The sequence below is a fragment of the Serratia sp. Res13-Sevr-LER1-36-b genome, from assembly GCF_015673035.1.
GTDB lineage: Bacteria > Pseudomonadota > Gammaproteobacteria > Enterobacterales > Enterobacteriaceae > Chania > Chania fonticola_C.
The window spans coordinates 1-19,788 of sequence record NZ_JADACK010000037.1; the positions used below are offsets into that span (position 1 = coordinate 1).

Annotated in this window: 19 protein-coding genes; 7 read left to right on the forward strand and 12 right to left on the reverse strand. The window is 55.0% G+C overall.

The features are described from left to right. Positions 1 to 99: 99 nt before the first annotated feature. Positions 100 to 1,518, reverse strand: coding sequence for an MFS transporter (locus tag IMQ33_RS21040; RefSeq protein WP_196067767.1), 1,419 nt, complete (start codon positions 1,516 to 1,518; stop codon positions 100 to 102). 98 nt (positions 1,519 to 1,616) lie between these two features. On the opposite strand from IMQ33_RS21040, the gene IMQ33_RS21045 reads away from it, so the two are divergent. Beyond that, positions 1,617 to 2,447, forward strand: coding sequence for a helix-turn-helix transcriptional regulator (locus tag IMQ33_RS21045; protein WP_065686834.1), 831 nt, complete (start codon positions 1,617 to 1,619; stop codon positions 2,445 to 2,447). A gap of 3 nt (positions 2,448 to 2,450) precedes the next feature. On the opposite strand, the gene IMQ33_RS21050 is transcribed toward IMQ33_RS21045, so the two are convergent. Both IMQ33_RS21050 and dinG read right to left on the reverse strand, forming a co-directional pair. After that, on the reverse strand, positions 2,451 to 3,080 hold the full coding sequence (locus IMQ33_RS21050) for a LysE family translocator (RefSeq protein WP_024527492.1): 630 nt from the start codon (positions 3,078 to 3,080) through the stop codon (positions 2,451 to 2,453). A gap of 76 nt (positions 3,081 to 3,156) precedes the next feature. Beyond that, positions 3,157 to 5,358, reverse strand: coding sequence for an ATP-dependent DNA helicase DinG (gene dinG, locus IMQ33_RS21055; RefSeq protein WP_196061964.1), 2,202 nt, complete (start codon positions 5,356 to 5,358; stop codon positions 3,157 to 3,159). A 491-nt stretch (positions 5,359 to 5,849) separates the two neighbouring features. Here dinG and ompC point away from each other — a divergent pair, with 491 nt between their 5' ends. Then, entirely contained in the window at positions 5,850 to 6,944 is a 1,095-nt protein-coding gene (gene ompC, locus IMQ33_RS21060; protein ID WP_196061965.1) for a porin OmpC, read from the forward strand. A 191-nt stretch (positions 6,945 to 7,135) separates the two neighbouring features. Beyond that, on the forward strand, positions 7,136 to 7,972 hold the full coding sequence (locus tag IMQ33_RS21065) for a GNAT family N-acetyltransferase (protein ID WP_196061966.1): 837 nt from the start codon (positions 7,136 to 7,138) through the stop codon (positions 7,970 to 7,972). A gap of 45 nt (positions 7,973 to 8,017) precedes the next feature. Here IMQ33_RS21065 and IMQ33_RS21070 read toward each other — a convergent pair whose 3' ends face one another. The 3 genes from IMQ33_RS21070 to IMQ33_RS21080 all read right to left on the reverse strand — a co-directional run bounded on the left by IMQ33_RS21070 (position 8,018) and on the right by IMQ33_RS21080 (position 9,949). Further along, positions 8,018 to 8,329 carry an AzlD domain-containing protein gene (locus IMQ33_RS21070; protein ID WP_021805142.1) on the reverse strand — a complete coding sequence of 104 codons (312 nt, stop codon included), beginning with the start codon at positions 8,327 to 8,329 and terminating at the stop codon, positions 8,018 to 8,020. Further along, the gene (locus IMQ33_RS21075) at positions 8,326 to 9,033 is read right to left on the reverse strand and encodes an AzlC family ABC transporter permease (RefSeq protein WP_074028029.1); all 708 of its coding nucleotides are present in this window, start codon (positions 9,031 to 9,033) and stop codon (positions 8,326 to 8,328) included. Before IMQ33_RS21075 ends, IMQ33_RS21070 begins: the two co-directional genes overlap by 4 nt. Positions 9,034 to 9,103: 70 nt before the next feature. Next, on the reverse strand, positions 9,104 to 9,949 hold the full coding sequence (locus IMQ33_RS21080) for an AraC family transcriptional regulator (protein WP_065686829.1): 846 nt from the start codon (positions 9,947 to 9,949) through the stop codon (positions 9,104 to 9,106). A gap of 510 nt (positions 9,950 to 10,459) precedes the next feature. Between IMQ33_RS21080 and IMQ33_RS21085 the strand changes: the two genes are divergently transcribed. Further along, complete coding sequence (locus IMQ33_RS21085; RefSeq protein WP_196061967.1) at positions 10,460 to 10,828, forward strand: hypothetical protein; 369 nt, start codon at positions 10,460 to 10,462, stop codon at positions 10,826 to 10,828. A gap of 560 nt (positions 10,829 to 11,388) precedes the next feature. Here IMQ33_RS21085 and IMQ33_RS21090 read toward each other — a convergent pair. Next, the gene (locus IMQ33_RS21090; protein WP_098928085.1) at positions 11,389 to 12,834 is read right to left on the reverse strand and encodes an MFS transporter; all 1,446 of its coding nucleotides are present in this window, start codon (positions 12,832 to 12,834) and stop codon (positions 11,389 to 11,391) included. A gap of 103 nt (positions 12,835 to 12,937) precedes the next feature. Between IMQ33_RS21090 and IMQ33_RS21095 the strand changes: the two genes are divergently transcribed. Both IMQ33_RS21095 and yedA read left to right on the forward strand, forming a co-directional pair. Continuing rightward, positions 12,938 to 13,591 (forward strand): metalloregulator ArsR/SmtB family transcription factor, encoded by a 654-nt coding sequence (locus IMQ33_RS21095; RefSeq protein ID WP_196061968.1) that lies wholly within the window; start codon positions 12,938 to 12,940, stop codon positions 13,589 to 13,591. A 140-nt stretch (positions 13,592 to 13,731) separates the two neighbouring features. Then, complete coding sequence (yedA, locus tag IMQ33_RS21100; protein WP_024527478.1) at positions 13,732 to 14,646, forward strand: drug/metabolite exporter YedA; 915 nt, start codon at positions 13,732 to 13,734, stop codon at positions 14,644 to 14,646. A 99-nt stretch (positions 14,647 to 14,745) separates the two neighbouring features. Here the strand turns inward: yedA and IMQ33_RS21105 are convergent, their stop codons facing one another. Continuing rightward, a complete protein-coding gene (locus IMQ33_RS21105; protein ID WP_370572117.1) occupies positions 14,746 to 15,669 on the reverse strand; it encodes an Rpn family recombination-promoting nuclease/putative transposase in 924 nt (307 codons plus the stop codon). A 232-nt stretch (positions 15,670 to 15,901) separates the two neighbouring features. Between IMQ33_RS21105 and IMQ33_RS21110 the strand changes: the two genes are divergently transcribed. Beyond that, positions 15,902 to 16,078: a hypothetical protein gene (locus tag IMQ33_RS21110; protein WP_173409588.1), complete on the forward strand. Its 177-nt coding sequence runs from the start codon at positions 15,902 to 15,904 to the stop codon at positions 16,076 to 16,078. A 6-nt stretch (positions 16,079 to 16,084) separates the two neighbouring features. Here the strand turns inward: IMQ33_RS21110 and IMQ33_RS21115 are convergent, their stop codons facing one another. From IMQ33_RS21115 to IMQ33_RS21130, 4 genes are read right to left on the reverse strand one after another with little or no spacing between them, the layout of a single operon-like run. Beyond that, entirely contained in the window at positions 16,085 to 16,867 is a 783-nt protein-coding gene (locus IMQ33_RS21115) for a phosphate/phosphite/phosphonate ABC transporter substrate-binding protein (RefSeq protein WP_161711821.1), read from the reverse strand. Positions 16,868 to 16,872: 5 nt separating this feature from the next. After that, the gene (locus tag IMQ33_RS21120; protein ID WP_065686823.1) at positions 16,873 to 17,643 is read right to left on the reverse strand and encodes an ABC transporter permease; all 771 of its coding nucleotides are present in this window, start codon (positions 17,641 to 17,643) and stop codon (positions 16,873 to 16,875) included. Beyond that, positions 17,640 to 18,575, reverse strand: a complete 936-nt coding sequence (locus IMQ33_RS21125; protein WP_098928089.1) for an ABC transporter ATP-binding protein — start codon at positions 18,573 to 18,575, stop codon at positions 17,640 to 17,642. The genes IMQ33_RS21120 and IMQ33_RS21125 overlap by 4 nt, the downstream gene beginning before the upstream one ends. Continuing rightward, positions 18,572 to 19,726, reverse strand: a complete 1,155-nt coding sequence (locus tag IMQ33_RS21130) for an ABC transporter permease (protein ID WP_186531807.1) — start codon at positions 19,724 to 19,726, stop codon at positions 18,572 to 18,574. Before IMQ33_RS21130 ends, IMQ33_RS21125 begins: the two co-directional genes overlap by 4 nt. Positions 19,727 to 19,788 lie beyond the last annotated feature (62 nt).

The window sequence follows — 19,788 nt, forward strand, 5'->3', positions numbered from 1 at the left end:
TCGTCCGGTGGTGGCTCATCGGGTGGGGGTTCCGGCGGCGGCGGCGGTGGGGGTTGGTAATTAGCATTATTGCGCCGGACAAACCGACGCAATAATGCGTTAACCGCCCCTACCTAACTGCCGGTGGGTAAAGAGCAGCAGGACCAAAGCAACCAGCATCGCCAGCAGGTTGTAGCCCATAGCACCAGCAAAGGCTCTGGCATAGTGCTGTGGCTCTGCACCCCCGGCCAGCAGCGGAACAAAGAACATGCCGCTGGCCGCTATCCCCAGAGCACCGCCTACCTGCTGCACCGTAGACACCAAGCCTGCTGCCATACCCGCCTGATGCTCCTTCGCCAGCCCAAGCACCCAATTAAGCAATGGCGTCATGCTCAATGCCTGACCAAAGCCCAAAATCATCAGGCCGGGTAACAGTTGTAACGGATGGCTGAACGCGCGTCCCCATAGCACCTGCACCACCAGCAATACCATGCCACTGGCGTAGACCACCACCCCGCCAGCCAACACAATATTCCCCCAGCGTTGCACCCAGCCCGGAGCCAAAAAGGAGGCCAGCATAAAGGCGGCGCTGGCCGGAGCGAACAGGCAACCCGCCTGGAACGGCGTCAGCCCTATTCCGGCCTGTAACAGTAGGGCAAAACAGAGGAAGAATGAGGATGCGGTGGAGTAAATCGCCAGCACAATTACCGTGCCGCGGGCAAAGTGACCTTGGCGAAATAGCGTCAGATCGAGCACCGCATCACCGGAGTGACGGGCAAGTTGCCGTTCCCAACGCACAAACCAAGCTAACAGCCCCACTGCCAGCACCATCATCGGCGCAATCCACCAAGGCCAGTGACGCGATGGGCCTTCCAGTAACGGGAACAGTAACAGCAGCAAACCGCCAGCGGCCAGCAGCAGACCTTTAGCATCGAGCCGCTGGGCCTGCGCCAGTCTGGACTCAGGAATGCGTCGCGCCGCAAATGCCGCCAGCACGCCAATCGGCAGGTTGATCAGAAAGATCATGCGCCAACTGCTGCCCAGAATATTGGCCTCGATAATAAAACCGCCCAACACCTGGCCACAAATCGCCGCCAACCCTAGCGTCATCCCCAAACGAGCAAAGGCTCGCCGCCGCTGCTCTTCGCCATATAACACTCGCAATAAGGCATAAATTTGCGGAAACAGCAGCGCTGCCGCTGCACCTTGCAAAAAGCGGGCAACAATCAGGACCCACAGCGAACCCGCCAGACCGCAAAGCATCGAGGTCAACGCAAAAGCCAACATACCGTAGCTAAACATACGCCGCCGACCGAAACGATCCCCCAATCGCCCACCGGCAATCAGTAAAATACCAAAAGCCAGTTCATAACCGGCGATAATCAACCCAACCCCGGCAAAGCTGGCGTTGAACTGCTGCTGGATCACCGGCACCGCCACGTTAACCACAAACAAATCGAACATGGTGACGAACCCACCGAGTAGCAACACCGGTAGCCCAGGTAATCCGGCCTTTCTGTCAGACAAGGTATGCTCCATAACGCCTCCTGATAACATGATGGCGGCAGTATGGAACATGCTTTAAACTGTTACTATATAGCCAGTTATACTATTACTGAAAGTAACAGGACCCGCCGATGCCACCACGTACCCTAAATAGAACCCGCCAAGAGTTGGCAGACTTTCTGCGTATGAAGCGTGAAAAACTCTCTCCCCAGGCCGTTGGCCTGCCGAGCGGTACGCGGCGGCGTACGCCTGGGCTAAGACGCGAAGAGGTTGCTGCATTAGCTGGCGTGGGCCTGACCTGGTACACCTGGCTGGAACAGGGGCGGGAAATCAACGCTTCGGTGGAGTTTTTGGAGGATCTGGCACGGGTTCTGAAGCTGGATGCCACCGAACGCTATCATCTGTTTTTACTGGCGCATCAGCGGCCACCGGTGGTAGCAGGCCATCAATGGTGCCAAGTTACCCCCTTGGTACGCCGCTTGCTGGACGATCTCACCCTACGCCCGGCCTATGTAATGAACCTGAGTTGGGATATTATCGCCTGGAACCCGGCGGCGGACCGCCTGTTTACCCTCGCTGAGCGTCAGCCAGAACAGCGCAATATGCTGTGGATGCTGTTTGCCGATCCCGAACTCAATCAGCGGTTGATAGGATGGCTGGAGCAGGCCCCACAAATTCTGGCCAGCTTTCGCCGTGATTACGCCCGCGCCCCGCAAGATGCCACCATGTTGCAACGCGTTCAGGCTCTGAGCGATGTGTCCCCCCAATTTCGCCAGCTGTGGCAACAGCACGATATTCATGGCCGCTGCCAGGGGCAACGCACTTTCCTGGTTGCAGGGGTAGGCGAAGTGACGTTTGAACACGCCTCGTTTATTGTCGATGAAGACAACCACCTGCGGTTGGTCATGTACAGCGCACAGCCTGATTGCCCAGCCAGTGCTGCCTTTGAGGCAATGCTCTGAAGCTTATTTCCGACTGTCGAAAATAAGCTTGCAAGCCAACCCGGCAAATACTCCTGCCAACAAATAATTCGGCCAACGAGCGCTGAATTGGCGGCCAGTAAAGCGGCTTTTTAAACGGTTTACCACCAGGATCACGGCACCGTTAATCACCAGACCAATAGCATTCAAGATAGTGGCCAGAATCAGCATCTGAGCCACCACGGAACCACTCTGCGGATTGATAAACTGCGGGAATAGCGCCAGCACAAACAGCGCCATTTTCGGATTGAGAATATTGGTCAACAAGCCCTGCTGAAAAATTCGCCTCACTGAAACGGCCTGTAACCCGGCAGAGGCCTGCAAACTACTGCCTGAACGCAGCGTTTTCCATGCCAGATACAGTAAATAGGCCGCCCCTAACAAACGTACTGCATCATAGGCCAGCGGCAGCGCGACAAACAGCTGTGAAAGGCCCAGCGCCGCCGCCAAGGCGTGGCAATAGGTTCCCAGCTGTATCCCGGCCAACGAAGCGAAGCCAGCACTTTTCCCCTGGCTTAGGCTTCGGGAAGCTATCAACAACATGTCCGGGCCAGGAGTCACCGTCAGTGCCAGACAGGCACCAGCGAATAACAACAACGTAGATATTTCCACCATAATTCACCTGAGCAACGGGGTTGAAGAGCAAGCCTCAATAGTAGTTAGAAAGTTGTTTTTTGCCAGAATACATTTGTTAGCGGGTACGGCGGCGAGCAAACGGATTCTTGCGCTTTTTCTCTTTCTTGGCGGCCTCTGCCGCAGATTTTAACGCCGCTTTATGGGCTTTGTCCGCTTCCGGCACCTCACGCTGTTCGATCGGGAACACCGGCAGTGCTGCCAACAGGCGTGAACCGTAGCTCTTGGTCAACAGGCGGCGGTCATAAATCACGATCTCACCATGGCACTCGTTGCTGCGGATCAGACGACCCACCTGTTGGATCAGGTTAAACGACGCGCTTGGCAAACTCTGCACCTCAAACGGGTAACGATTGAGAGATTTAAGCCATTCACCCTCGGTGAGGATCACCGGGCTGTCGATCGGCGGGAAGGCAATCTTGTGGATATGCACCTGGGTCAGCAGTTCACCTTTCAGATCCAAACCTTCGGCAAATGACTGTAGCCCGACCAACACGCTGGCAGTGCCCTTCTCTACCCGCTTACGGTGTTCTTCCACCAGCCGGTAGCGTGGCTGATCGCCCTGCACCAGCAACATCAGACGCAGATCGGTGACATAGCTGAGGAAGGTCTGCATCGCACGGTGGCTGCTAAACAGGATCAGCATCCCTTTATGCTGACCGCTAGCCTGCTCGCCACGGAAAAAGCGCGCCATCTCTTCCAGATGCTCGGCCTCGTTGGCCATCGCCGGTTCAAAACGCATCTTGGGAATGACGATTTTACCCTGTTCGACGTGATTAAACGGCGAAGACAGCGTTTCGAAGCGATCGCCCGCCTTTTCGCTCAGCCCGCTCATCTCTTGCAGCCGTGAAAAGCTATTCAATGAACGTAACGTTGCCGAGGTGATCACCACATGCGGCACCTTGCGCCACAGCAGTTTTTCCAACTGATCGCTGACGCGGATGCCCACGCAATGCAGGTAAAGATGGGTAACGTTATCGCGTAGTTCACGCGCAATCCATTTGGAGATCGGCGCATTGGAGGATTTATCCATTGCCGCCAACCGCCACAGTTTGCTCATCGCCTCCAGATAGCCCAGCGTGCGGCTCATCTGGATGATGGAACGATGCAGTCGCACAATGTCGTGCTTGCCGGTCTGCTCTGTGAGGTCGTTAAGAATAAACTCAGCCAGGCCGCGCAGGCCGTCCGTCAGTTTGAACAGACGCGCGCAGATCTCGACCATCTCCGCAGGCAGTTCGCCCATTTCGAAGCGATATTCGGCGTTGCCGCTGTCTGGCGGCAGATAGGCGTTAGCCTGGTGCTCAATAATCTGGATCAGCTCACGCAATTCTTCGCAGTGGTTTTTTAGCCGTTCGCTATTGGCCAACCCCGGTGGGTTCTTTGGCCGGTATTGCGTCATGCACTGTTCTACCTGGCGCACGATCATATCGAGCTGGAGGTTGGTTGACAGCGCGGTGATCTCACCGTCAATCTCCAGCGCATCCCGTGCCACCTCCGGTAGATGATGGCCTTCGTCCAGCACCAGCAGCAGCTCTTTCGGGTTCGGCAATACCGACTCGGTTTCCAGCGCCGCCATCACCAACGCATGGTTGGCTACCACCACATCGGCGGTTTCAATTTCTTTGCGGGCGATATAGAACGGGCATTCACGAATATAGTGGCAGTTGCGCCCCAGGCAGTTGGCCTTGTCGGTACTCAGCTTGCCCCATAGGGGGTCATCAATCGATAACTGGTAGTGATCGCGCAGGCCATCCCATTCATGGCGCGCCAGGGCTTTCGCCAGCTTTTGGCACAGCGCCTGCTCTTCACCATTGGATGGCGCCAGTTCGTCTTCGTCCAGGTACAGCATCAGATCGCCCTGCTCGACCACGTCGGTGCTCATCGCCGCCAGATTGCGCGGGCAAACATAGCGCCCACGGCCAAACGCACCGGTGAATTTCAGATCGGGAATGATCTTTTTCAACAGCGGTAAATCTTTGCTGTAGATCTGATCCTGCAGCGCCACGTTGGCGGTACTGACCACCAGCGGTTTGCTTTCGGCACGGCCAACGGCAATACCCGGTATCAGGTACGAGAGCGTTTTACCCACGCCGGTGGGCGCTTCGATCGCCAGATGGCGCGGGTAATCCCCGGCCAGGGTCTTCGCTACTTCGGCAATCATCTGCCGCTGAGGGGCACGCGAAATAAAATCCGGTATTTGCTGCTGCAGGGCTTTGTACCATTGGCCGATCTGATCTTTAACTGCGGGGGAAAGCGCCATTCAACTCTTATCTAAACGAAATGATGGCGCTATTGTCCCACAGACCGCCCGCGGCGTCAGCCCGAGTTACGGTTGGTTTGCCAACATTGCGAAACACGCCTCAAGGAAGCCCCTTCTCCCACTGTGGGACATTGAATTTTTGCGCATAACTTCGCATGTTTGCACAACAGACTCCCGCCCATCTGCAACAAAAAACGCACCTCCTGGGTTATTTTTCACCATTCGATATCCATTCACCTGATCTGTCATAAATACATCACACAACTGCGGTAAAAAATCTGCGCTGCGCTAACTCTGGCAGCAAAGTAAAACAACGAGACAACTGATGATAAGCGTCTTTCAATCGTATCCCCGTCATCTTTCAAACTGCCGCGTTGTTCCCGGCACTATCTCACCCCGGTCACTTACTATAAGTAAGCTCCTGAGGATGAGAAAGTTTGGCGCCTAGCCGCAGTTTGAAATTTATAGGGTATATTAAATAAGGGAACACCATGAAACCTAATCTTCTTGCCGTTATTGCGGCACTTTTCATTGCCCAGACTACACAGGCAGCAGAGATCTACAATAAAGATGGCAATAAGCTTGATTTTTATGGTCGGGTAAAAGCACTGCACTATTTCTCTGACGACACCAGCAATGATGGTGATAAAACCTACGTGCGTATCGGCTTTAAAGGGGCAACCCAGATTAACGATATGCTCACCGGCTATGGCCAGTGGGAATATCAGATCGCCGCCAACCATAGCGAATCGGATGGCACTAAAGACACTAAAACTCGTCTTGGTTTTGCTGGCCTGAAAGTGAAAAACTTTGGTTCATTCGACTATGGCCGTAACTACGGTGTTATTTACGACGTTGCAGCCTGGACGGATATGCTGCCGGAATTCGGCGATGACACTTATATCAAAACCGACAACTTTATGACCGGCCGTGCCAACGGTGTGGCCACCTATCGTAACAACGACTTCTTCGGCCTGGTCGACGGCCTGAAGTTTGCGTTGCAGTACCAGGGCAAGAACGAAAACGATGCACGCGCCAACAGCAAAGCTAACGGCGACGGCTTCGGTCTGTCTTCCAGCTACGAAATCATCGATGGCGTCAGCGTTACGGCCGCCTATGCCTCTTCTAACCGGACTACCGGCCAGAAACAGAGCAGCTATGGCAAAGGTGATAAAGCCGACGTGTGGGCAACAGGCCTGAAATACGACGCCAACAGCGTGTATCTGGCGGCTACCTATGCCGAAACCCATAACCTGACGCCAATTTCCGGCACCGCGACCATTAATAATGCCCCTGCCTCCGTAAGCGGATTTGCCAATAAAACCCAGAACGTGGAAGTGGTTGCGCAATATCAGTTCGACTTTGGCCTACGCCCGTCACTGGCTTATGTCCAGTCTAAGGCTAAAGACATTGAAAATATCGGTGACACCGACCTGGTAAAATATATTGACGTGGGCACCTACTATTACTTCAACAAAAACATGTCCACCTATGTGGATTATAAAATCAACCAGCTTGATGACAACAATAAGCTGGGTCTGAAAACCGACAACGTGATTGCCGTGGCTCTGACCTACCAGTTCTGATTTACGCTTAACACATAACCACTACTGCAATTTATAGCTACGGCTATTTTTGAAGTGACTTTGCCGGGCGAATTCGCCCGGCTTTTTCATCACGATTGTTGCTTACAAATCCGGCACAAACAGCTTAATACTTGCCTGATTGGCCGATCGCAGCTAGATATAGTGGTCTCATCGCTGCCTTTGGAACCGCCATGCCTATCGATATCCAGTTCGAGTTTCACACCGCCTTGCCCTACAGCAGTATGCAGTTGGCGCAAATACTCAGCCACTGTTTTGAGAACTACATTGTTCCCTTTGTGATCGACGGCGAAACCTTTAGCAGCCGCTTTGCCGCCGAAGACCTCAGCCTGAATCACAGTATCATCGTCACCCACCAGCAGCACCCGGTGGCGCTGGCCCTGATCGCGCGCCGGGGCCAACATAGCCGTGTAGCGGCCTTATCTATCCGCCCGGAAATGCGTGGCAGAGGGTTAGGTAGGACGTTGATGCAACGGATTATCGCGGATGCCCATACGCGAGGCGATCGCCGGCTTTCGCTGGAGGTGATCGCCGGTAATCAAGCGGCACTGGCGCTGTATCAACAGGCTGGCTTGGCCATCACCCGCACGCTATTGGGATTTCACGCCCCGTTGGCAAGCCCGGAATCCCCAGCAGCCTTGCAACAGATCGACCCGTTGGCACTTGCCCAACGGATGACCGCCGACGGCCAATATGGCTTGCCGTGGTTGATCGCTCCAGAATCGCTGTACAAGCTGCCCGGCACCCCGCGCGCCTTCACGCTGGACCAGCAGGCTTTTGCTTTGGTGATACCGGGCGCACAGCAGTGTCATCTGCGCATGATTTATGTGCCGCCAGCGCTTCGCGGCCAGGGCCAGGCGCGCCGTCTGTTGCAAGCGCTGCAAGCACAGTTTGCCCCACTGGCGCTGTCGGCCAACGTGTTTGTTCCGGACGACGTCGCGCCCTTCTTCCAGCACCTTGGCTGGCGTGAAGATCCGTTGCGTCAGTTTGAAATGACAATGGCAATGTGATGCTCTCCCCCTGAATGATTCAGGGGGAATATTGTGGGGCGTGGGTTACAGCAGTGTACGTAGCAGAATAAACATCAGCATACTCAACACCACGACCGCCAGCGTATTGCGCAGGAAAACGGCCAGAACAATAGCGAACACGGCTCCCCATAGATAAGGGTTTTCTGGCAGTGCGCGCCACTCATCCCCGTTGAAAGCGATGATTGGCCCACAGATGGCAGTCAGTACCGCAGGTACAGAGAAGCTCAACAGGGTCCTCATCCGTTGCGATAAGCGCACCGGCAGTCCAGGTGCCAGGAAACAGTAGCGGTTGAAGAAGACGATCACGCCCATCAACACAATGGTCAGCCAGATCATTCTTTCCCCCTGCTGCACAGCAGCCCAACCAACATCGCCACCACGGTGGTAATAATCAAAGCGCCCGGCACCTGATAATGGTGCAAACCAATCGACAGCACCAATGATGTCAACACGCATGCCAGCACCGGCAGGTTGCGTACCAACGGCACAATGATGGCGATAAAGGTCGCGGCGATCGAGAAATCAAGCCCGTAGCTATCCAGATCAATGCTGCTGGCTGCTACTACGCCGAGCAAGGTGGCAAAGAACCAGCTCAAATAAAACGCCAGACCAGCCCCCAGAGCATACCAACGGTTAAAGCGCGCCGGGCCATGATCGCCGGTCAGAGCAAACAGCTCATCGGTCAGCAAAAACGCCAGTGCGACACGCCACCTCAGCGGTAGCGGAGCAATACATTCCCGCAGGCGCAGGCCGTAGAGGAAGTGCTGGGCGGTGACAAAAAAGGTGGAGATCAGGATCGCCAGCATACCGGCACCGGTCTTGATCATCCCCATCGCCACCAGTTGGGAGGCCCCGGCAAACACAATCGCCGACATCCCCAGCCCCTCTGCCGCCGTCAGGCCACTCTGGATCGCCATTGACCCAGCCAGGATCCCCCAGGGCAATACCGCCAGGCACAGCGGCAGGATCGCCACCGCACCCTGCAAGGCCGGGCGTAGGCGCAACGTTGGCGGCTCCGTGAGTGTTGATTGGTAAGTCATTCTTTTCTCCTTAGAACGAAGGAGTAGAATAGCGCAGGAAAGAGGGCGAGTATTGTATTCGCTTGCGTATTTATCTCAGCGTTTTGACATAGTCACCGGGCGTCACGCCGACGGACTTGCGAAAATGGCGGTGGAAATGGCTCTGATCGTGAAAACCGCAGGCCAGTGCCGTTTCCAGCACGCTATTGCCCGCCTTTAACAGCTGGCGCCCTTTACGTAAACGCGCCTGGATCTGATAGGCATGGGGCGGCAAACCGGTCGCCTGTTGAAACTGACGCAGCAAATAATAAGGACTCAGCCCGGCTTTCTCTGCCAATTCCAGCAGGGAGATATTGGCCTCGGGGAAATCATCCAGGAAGGCTTTGATCCGCGCGATCTGGCTTTGTGCCTTACTTTGCGTGGCAGGCTCTATGCGGCTTTGGCCGTGGCGAAGCATTAACCAGGTCAGCGCCGAAAACACCAATGTCTCTTTCACCAGGCGGTTTTCGTTACTGCGCATCATGCCGAAGGCTAACCGCAATTGCCCGGCTAGCCCGGCATCCTGTACCACTGGATTTGGGAAATAGGGCGTGGCCCCGGCGACGGTTTTCAGGTCGCGCGATAAGAACGCCAACAGCTCCGGTTTGGGGTACATGGCCTGATAGGACCAGCCGTCTTCGCTGGCGGAACTGCCGGTATGGATATCATCGGCATTGACCAGGATCACACTGCCCAACGGCGCGACATGCTCGCCGCCAGTACGGTAAAAACGCTGGGCACCCTCGTCAATCACGCCAACGCAGAACCCCTCGTGACTGTGGCGGGAGAAGGTCTGGCGGCGATAGGTGGCCTGCAACACTTCCAGCCCGCCGAGATCGTCGACGTGCATGAAATTAGCCTGTTCCTGACGCCCTTTCCGGCTCACACTCTCTGCCATACCTACCTTCCACGCGGATCGAAACTCATTCTAGCACTCGGTGAGATCGGGCGTTTGTACAAAATTGCCCATATCCCCCTCAGCTAAATAGCTTTACATAATGGTGCGACAGATAGGAAGCATGTAGAACACCGACACGCCGTGGAACCGTTCATAAAGACTCGAATTGCGCATCCATGCGCTCAACGGTCCTCTAACCTGCCCAGTCCCCACCTGTTTCACACTTGAATGAGTATTAAACGGCTAAATGATATAATTAAAATATTTATTTTAGGCCATTCAGTTAAACTTATGATTAATATTAACAACCTTATCGGTAGCCTAATAAGCCCTTAGATTACCCACGGGAATTAAAAACATATTACATATTAAACTTACGACAACCATTAAAAATAAAAATATCACGATCACTTCTTCAAAAAACCATTGATATACCATTACGGATGAGTTAATAATAACTTGCATTTAGAAAAATACACTCAAAAAACACCTCATCAAAAGGAGTTTCCTATGGAAGTTATTGACTTATCGTTATTAGGCTATGTAGCTGGCGGACGAGGTAATAATGGTGGCGATCGTTCGGATAACGGCGGAGGAAAGCGCAACAACCGTGGCAATAATAGTGCCGGAAATAGCTCCGGTGGTTTCTATAACAAGTATGGCAATACCGATTGTATCGAAGGTATGCTGGCAAACATGGCTAAAGGCACTGTTGGTGGTCCGGGAGGTATGGCTGCTGGCCTGGCTTATGGCGCTGCAACCGGCGGCTGTTTCAAAGATGGTGGCCGAGGAGGTGGTAATGTCGGCACTGGCCCTGGCGGAAATAAAAGCTCAGGCAGCTGCAGTGGTAAAAATGGCAGCGGCGGTTGTAGCTGGTAAGAAAAAAACATGAATAAACTCTATTGGATCGTCTCTGTCGTCATCGGGCTGATTTTATCCTCAATTTTTTTGTCCGGTGCCGGAATTGAGGCTAATCATTTCTACTCGGCCCCAGAGAGAATATCCAAACTTGTCGTCTCAATGGTTTTTTCAATTTACTTTATCATGGTGCTTCATAAAGTTATTTGTGCCATCTTTAAAAAAACCAAATCCTAAAACCCTCCATCCATCGGCAACCGTATGGATGGAGGTTAAACTAAATAACGGTGATGAATACTGTACCACTTAAGCCAGAGGTCGTTGCCAAGGAAAACATGAAAAAACCTATTGGGCCCTTTCCGTCATCATCGGCTTGGTTTTGTCTTCATTTTTTACGGCCGGTGCCGGGATCGGCGCTAACTCTCTCTACTCTGCACCCGCGGGAATATCCAAACTTATCGTCTCGGTATTTTTTTCAATTACCGTGATCATCGTTATACATAAGATTCTTTGCGCCATCTTGAAAAAACCGCCATCCAGGGATGGCGGCTGATTTATTTAGTTCGCTCACCGTTTCGTTATCAGGAAGTCGATGTGCTCGGAGAATGGCCAGACTCCTCGGCTGGCTGGCCAATGGCCGCACTGCGCCAGGCACTGTAGATCGCCAACAGCGGGGCCAAGGCAAACAGCAAGAACAGCCAATGGGCAGCGGAGGCCGCGCCCTCGATGCCACCCGGCGTGGTAAATCCGGCCAGGTTGGTGACCATCCCCGCCAACGCCGCGCCAAACGCCGTGGCGAACAGCTGCACCGTGGTAATGGAAGCCCCGGCGATATCTTTATCGGCCTGAGGAGCCACCTGCAAAATGCGCGTCAGCAAGTGCGGCCAACCAAAACCGATCCCGAAACCGACCAACGTCAAAGCCAGCACGATCGGCCACAGCGCCTGCCAGTGGCCATTAGAGGGAATAGGCATCAGTACCGCCAACCCCAGCAAACCAAGCAGCACCAAAATCGGCCCGCTGATGATCGCCAAACGGATCCCCACGCCGCGCCAACCGGAGCTAAGGATTTCTGACAGAGTCCAACCCGCCGCCATAGTGGCCGCAATATAGCCGGAAATCAGCGGTGACTGACCATGCAGAGTTTGCAGGAAGTAAGGCACAAAGATCTCGCTGGTCATGCCGATCACCAACAGAGTTACCGTAGCGTACAGCGAAGCCAGCGCCGAACCACGACGCAGTGCCTGATGTGGCAGCAGGCGAGCGCGGGAATGTCCCTCACGCCGGATTAACCCAATCAACAACAGCAACGCCAGCACGATGCCGCCCACATTTAGCCAACCGCTATCTGCCAGGCTGCCAGCCGACACCACCAATACCGCGCCAGCCAGCAGCAGCAACTGTATCAGCGGTAACGGCGTTGGCCGCTGCTGTGGTTTACCTTTGGGCAGGATACGGAACGTAAAGGCAGCGTACAGCACCATGATCGGCAACAGAATACCGAACGCCCAGCGCCAGGCGTTCAACTCGGCAAAAATCCCGCCGACGGCAGGCCCCACCAATGTAGCAATCCCCCACATTGCTGAGATCAACGCCATGGCGCGTGGCCAGAGTTTCTGTTCAAACACCAGGTTAATCATCGCGTAGGACAGTGCAAAGATCAGGCCACCACCAAACCCCTGTACCGTGCGGCCAATCAACATCACCGGCATGGAAGGGGCCAGCGCACACAGCATCGCGCCCACAATAAAGAACAGCGACGCCACCAGATAAGCGCTACGCGCCCCGTAGCCACTCAGCAAACGTGCCGACAGCGCCGAGCCTAATATCGAGGCCACCACAAACAGAGTGGTGTTCCAGGCATAGAGATCCAACCCACCGATGTCCTGTACCACCGAAGGTAGAATGGTGGTTGCCACCAGAATATTGATCGCATGCAAAGCGACGCCGAGTGACAGTGCGATGGCACTGGCGGCATTTTTGCCGGAAAAGAGATCGCTCCAACGGCTGTTCTCATCGGTTATCACGGTTATCGTCCTGTTTTCAGAGGAATGGCATTGAGTTGATCTTGCTATTAGGCTAAATTTAACAAGCAATATCTTGGAATAATTAAGGGCGAGGCGCTGTAATATGTCAAGAATTAACTTGGAAAATGGCGAATGCACCGCACATTCGGTCAGTGATCGCTTGCTGAAGCTGTTGAAAACCCACGGTCCGCAGCAAGCCTCAGAAGCAGGAAAAGTACTCGGCACCACCGGTGAAGCGGCTCGTCAGCAATTCGTCAAGCTGGCAAAAGAAGGTCTGGTGGAAGCCAAGGCCGAAACCCGTGGCGTTGGCCGCCCGGTACAGCTCTGGCAGTTGACCGCCGCAGGTAACGCCCACTTTCCCGACGCCCATGCCGAATTGACCGCCCAACTGTTGCGCACGGTGCGTGACAAACTGGGTGAACAGGCGATGGAGCTGCTGATCGACAGCCGAGAGCAGGAGACCCGAATTAATTATAAACAGGCGATGATCGGTGCAGCCGATTTACGTGAACGTGTTGCTCGTCTGGCAGCCATCCGTTGCCGTGAAGGTTATATGGCCGAGTGGAGTGAAGATAAAGACGGCGAGTTTCTGCTAGTGGAGAATCACTGCCCCATCTGCAGCGCCGCAGCGGTTTGCCAAGGATTTTGCCGCGCCGAGCTGAACGTATTTACCGAGGTGCTGCAAGCCAAGGTTGAGCGCAGCGAACATATTCTTACCGGTGCCCGCCGCTGCGCCTACCAGATCTCCCAATCATAATCCCTTGATTTAGGCCAGGGACTGGCGGCCTCCCCCGGTACCACGACAGCACTCAACGGGCAAAAAAGCATTGCTTATCGGCCATGCCTTAAGGTTTACTGAGTGTCCTAACGATTTTTCACCCTACCGAATAATAACCCATGCTGAGCCAACAAAATCGTCATCTCCTGCCGTTAATCGGGGCGCTGTTTACGTTATATATTGTCTGGGGATCGACCTACTTCGCTATCCGAGTGGGAGTGGCAAGCTGGCCTCCCTTGATGATGGCGGGCATTCGTTTTCTGATTGCCGGTATCATCCTGTTCGTTTTCCTGTTGCTGCGGGGCCATGCCCTGCCCACCCTGAAACAGTGGGTCGCCGCTGGCACCATTGGCATTCTGTTGCTGGCCGTGGGTAACGGCCTGGTCACGGTAGCCGAGCATCAGGATGTGCCTTCCGGCATTGCCGCGGTGATGGTCGCTACGGTTCCGCTGTTCACCCTGTGCTTCAGCATGTTTTGGGGCATCCGCAATACCAAACTGGAGTGGACCGGCATCGCCCTTGGCCTGGTGGGCATTGTGTTGCTCAATACCGGCAATAACCTGGTGGGTAACCCGACCGGCGCGCTGTTGATCCTGTTGGCTTCCGCCAGTTGGGCTTTTGGTTCGGTACTCGGCTCACGTATTTCGCTCCCTGCCGGGCCGATGGCCGGTGCCGCAGAAATGCTGGTGGCCGGCGTGGTGCTGACCATCGCCAGCCAACTGAGCGGTGAGCATTTGGATAAAATGCCCACCTTCAGCGGCTTTATGGCGCTCGGTTATCTGATTGTTTTCGGCTCGATGCTGGCGATCAGCGCCTATATGTTCCTGCTGAAAAACGTACGCCCGGCGGTAGCGACCAGCTATGCCTACGTCAATCCGGTGGTAGCGGTACTGCTCGGCGTCGGTTTTGCTGGCGAATCCCTGGGCCCGCGCGAGTGGCTGGCGTTGGTGATTATCGTCTCGGCGGTGGTGTTGGTGACGCTGGGTAAATATCTGTTTGCCCGCCCGGCCAAGGTGCAACCGGCCGTGAAGTAAGGCATTTGTACCACACAAGGAAAGGGAAGCAGGCATTCTTCCCTTAGCCTGTCTGCTGGGGAATAAAAAACTGGTGTCACTATGTCACCAGCCCGGCCGTCAATGTGAGTGGTGAATTTGTGCCAAATCGTTTTCCGAAAGACCGGTCAACTTCATCACCATGGCACGTTCAAAGCCTTCAGCCAGCATAGAACTCGCTATTTCCAACACGGTTTCCCGCCCTTTTTCCATGCCTTGCTTTATCCCTTTCTCGAAACCTTTTTGCTCAAGATATTCTGCAATAGTCATCAATTCCTCCTCATGCCGCGGTGCGCGTCTGGCCAACTCACGGAGCAACGTCTCCGGCTCGGTTGCCTTCCCCACCAACAGCATATAGTTCACCAATGATATGAGTTGCTCTTTGGTAGTGTATCCGGCCAACAACAATGTGACCAGTTGTTCTAACAGCTCAACCAGGTCACGCTGGCGTACATGCTTTTGCAACAACTCAAGAATGGCCATGCGGCGGTGCTGCATGATTTCATCGTCCGGAATGACGGTAACGTCAACCAACGGAAAATGCCCCGCATAGAGCTGCCTGGCTAGTTCAGGCTCACTGAATTCCTCTAACCAACTCATTGAGTAAGGATAAGGCGCCACCTGGCCGTGATAAAAGAGCACAGGAATAACCAGAGGAAGCTGGTCGTGTCCTGCCTCAAGGTGGCGTTGCATTGCCGCAATGGCATAGCGTATTAAACGAAATGCCATATGTTTGTCGGGCGAGCTTTGATGTTCGATCAAAACGTACACATAACCATCCCCTCTCTCGGTTCGCAACGAGTAAAGTACGTCAGAGTAATGGGCACGCAGGTCGCTCTCGATAAAACTACCGGGTTCCAGCTTTAGCGTGTTCAGATCGCAATACTGCAGTAAGGCAGGCGGCACATGTAATTCCAGGAAATCACGGGCCGTGTCTGGATGGGTGAGGAACTGCTTAAATACCGCATCATGCGGGGTGGAGGTGGCTTTTTTCATGTCGGTCATCCTTGGACTTAACATAAAAAAACCTACCATAGGCTGTCATCGGCGCACATTATGAACGAATGGGTTCTGAATCCGCCTCGCAAAACCTTTGAACATCAATTGTGAACCAGATCCCACCCAAAAAGACGAGAGGATCGGTGCAGCCCGCATACCCCCAATTAAACGAGTGTTGTTTCACCCGGTGAAGGGGCTATAATTCCCGCTGTTCTGGACAACCTGCGAAATCATCATTATGCGGAAAAAAGCGTTCCTCATCGTCATCGCCTTATGCGCCTTCGGCTCTCTGAGCGGCGTCTTTCTGGCCGGGCTGAATATGTACACCCGTTCCACCACGCCACAAGAAGAGACCACAACCACCAACGATGCCGCAGCCGATAGCGCCCCAACGGCCACTATCCAAGCGAAATAACCTGCTTTATAACGCCGTTACGCCAGCGTTGGCCGCCAGCCTTTCAAGCTCGGCCACCCGCTGATAAGCGGCACGCGGCACCAGACTAAAATCGCCGATCAGCAGGCTTTCACTGGCCGTATGGTTGACCATTGCACTGGCCGCAGTGCGCAGGATAGCCAATTGTGAGTCTGGGGTTCCGGCCGCCGTGATCAACGGCAAGCCCGGTACCGCTGCGGTACGGCCAATAATCTTCAGCCCAGCAACGGCCTGTGGCCGCGCCCGTTTTAACAGGGCAAAGCTGATACAGTCGATGGCCGCAATATCCGCTTTCCCCTCCAGGATCATCTCCAGTGATTGATAGTGGCTGCCAGAGGCGATCGCCTGGCGGAAAAAACGCCCTTCTCGCGCCAACGGGGCAATCAAGGCTCGCAGGCTGTTATACCCCGACTGCGAATCCCGGCTGTTATACGCCACCACGCGATCGCGAAAATCTTCTAGCCGTTCAGCCGGTTCATCCTCACGCACTACCAGCCAACTGCTGTAGTTCGCTCCGCTGCAACCTTCCACGCGGTAATGGTAAGTGCCCACCAGCTGTACCTGTGGTAGCACCGTCACCAATGGATAACCGCAGGTCTGGCTAAGTAGCAGATCCGGCCGCTGCCAGTGTTGCGGCAAATCCTGCGGCCAACTCAGCGTCTGGGGAACCTCCGCCATACCCAGTTGCCGCAGCTTATCGCGTAGCGCCTGCCAGAACGGTTCCACCTGTTGGTGGCTAACGCCGTACATCGGTAAAGAGACTATCGCCATGGAAGTTACCCCGCAGAAGATGAGACAGTCAGCCGTTGCTGACGCCAGGCGGTGAGGTAGCATACCCAGCGTTCGAACAGCATGTCGGTAATGATTGCCAACAACGCCACTACCACCGCTCCCTGGATCACATACGCCGTATTGAAGCCACTCAGGCCAATAATGATCGGCGTTCCCAACGTTTTGGTGCCCACCGTCGAGGCTATCGCCGCCGTGCCGATATTGATAATCACCGAAGTACGGATCCCCGCGACGATCACCGGGGCCGCCAACGGCAACTCAACGCGCCACAAAACTTGCCAGCGGTTCATCCCAACCCCTTGAGCTACTTCACGTGTCCCCGCCGGAACCGACTCTATCCCGGTCAAGGTGCCTTGCAGGATCGGTAATAACCCATACAGCACCAGCGCAATAATCGCTGGCTGCTCACTAAAGCCCATTACCGGTACCGCCACCGCCAATACCGCGACCGGTGGAAAAGTCTGCCCAACGGCAACCACGGTTTCCACCAATGAGCGAAACTCCCGCCCGGCACCGCGCGTCACCGCAATGCCAGCGGTTACGCCAATCATTACCGCAATCAGGCTCGACACGGCTACTAGCGATAAATGCGCAACAACCAGCGAGAAGAAGCTGTCCTGCTGATACACCGGCCTATCCAACTGTGGGAACCAAGCAGCAAACAGGCCGTGCAGATGGTTCATGCCGAAGACCAACGCCACTAGCAGAGTAAATGTCCACGGCAGCGGATCGCGCCACCAGCGCGTGATATTCATGATAGCGCCTTGTGTGTAATCAAATCGCTGAAATGCAAAACGCCAAGCGCTTGCCCCAGTTCGTCAACCACCGGTAAACGTTCGCTGCCTCGGGCAACAAACACCGACAGCGCCTCACGCAGGCTCATCATGGCCTGGATGGGTTCCCCTTCCGCCTCGCCCGGCCGCACCCTTTCGGCTACCGTGCCCAACGCCAACAGCTTGATCCCCCGATCGCTGCGGCCAAAGAAGTCACGCACAAAATCATTCACCGGGTTGGTTAACAGCTCCAACGGAGTGCCCTGCTGCACCACTCGCCCCTGATCGAGCAGCACGATCCGATCGGCCAGCCCCAGCGCCTCATCGATATCGTGCGTCACCAGTACGATGGTGCGGCCAGAAAGTTGATGAATGCGGGCAATCTCAGCCTGCAATGAGGCCCGGGTCACCGGATCGAGCGCACCAAAGGGTTCGTCCATCAGCAACACCTCAGGATCGGCGGCCAGCGCCCGTGCCACCCCAACCCGCTGTTGCTGTCCACCGGAGAGCTGATGTGGATAGCGGCGGCGGAACTGTTCCGGCTCCAGTTGCAGCAGCTCCATCAGCTCAGTCACCCGATCGCGGATCCGTGCCCGTGGCCACTTCAGCAACTGCGGCACCGTGGCGATATTCTCTTCTACCGTCCAATGGGGGAACAGGCCGATCGACTGGATGGCGTAGCCCATTCGGCGGCGCAAATCCTGCGGCTTGAACTTATGGATCTCCTCACCGGCAAACCTGATCTTGCCTTTATCATGCTCGATCAGGCGGTTGATCATCTTCAAAGTGGTGGATTTGCCAGAGCCGGAAGTGCCGATCAGCACGGTAAACTCCCCTTCCGCCATGCTCAACGAGAGATCGTCCACCGCCGGTTTCCCCTGAAAAATCTTGCTTACCCGGTCAAAGTTAATCATCTGGCAGTCACTTCCAACATTGAAATTATGAATTTAAACAGCGAATCGACGATCACCGCCATGGCAATCACCGGGATCACCCCGAGCAGCACCAGATCCAGCGCACTGCTGAGTAATCCTTGAAACACGATCGCACCAAAACCCCCGGCACCGATCAGCGCGGCCACCACCGCCATTCCCACAGTTTGAACCGCCAGGATCCGCACGCCGGTCAGGAACAGTGGCAATGCCAGTGGCAGCTGTACGCCAAAGAAAATCTGCCCACGCGTCATTCCCATGCCGCTGGCGGACTCAATCACGCTGGCGGACACGCTTTGCAAACCAGCGACCACGCTGCGCACCAGCGGCAACAGGGCATAGAGCACCAATGCCACAATCGCCGGGGCCATGCCGATACCGCTGATACCCAAGTTAGCCAGCCAAGGTAGCGCCGCCGCCAGCCCGGCCAACGGGGCGATTAACAGGCCAAACAGCGCAATGGAAGGGATGGTCTGGATGATATTCAGCGTAGAGAAGATGGGACCCTGCCAGCGGGTTGAACGAAAACACAACACACCCAACGGCACGCCAATCAGCAGAGCCGGTACCAAGGTAGCCAGCAAAATGGTCAAATGCTGTAGTAACGCGGCATCAAATACCTCTTGCCGGTTGTAATACTCCTTCAGCAGGGAAAGCTGGTCCAACTGATGGGTAAACAGCAACAGCGCAGCAGGTAGCAGCACCAGGGCGTTACCTAGAATGCGCCACAGGTGCGAGGGGGTGATCCGCGTCATGGCATCTGCAGCGATCAGGCCGCTTAATGCTGCCATTAGCGCACAGCCGCTGCTCCAGGAAGTGCGTGCCAACGGCGAGCCCTGCAATGCCAGTTGCTGAGCGGTGTAGCCGCTCAACCAAAAGATCATCGCCAATAGAACAGCGGCAACGCAGGCGGTCAGCCGCGCCCGATTGCGCGTGGGGGTCAACAGGCTGAGTACGGCTAACGCCAGTAATGGCAGCAGCAACCACAGCGCCGGGCCATGCAACAGTGAAATCAGAGAGATACTCTTGCCAGACAGCAGGCGATTAGGGGCATAACTGAGGAACGGCAGGCCAAAGGCCGCAAGCAGCAGCAAAATAAACAAGGTCAGTAATACGCGGTTTTTCAAGACAATAATCAAAATCACTCCCAGGGTCTAATCAGCCAGTTAAGCGCAGAATGCATAGCTACGCGTAA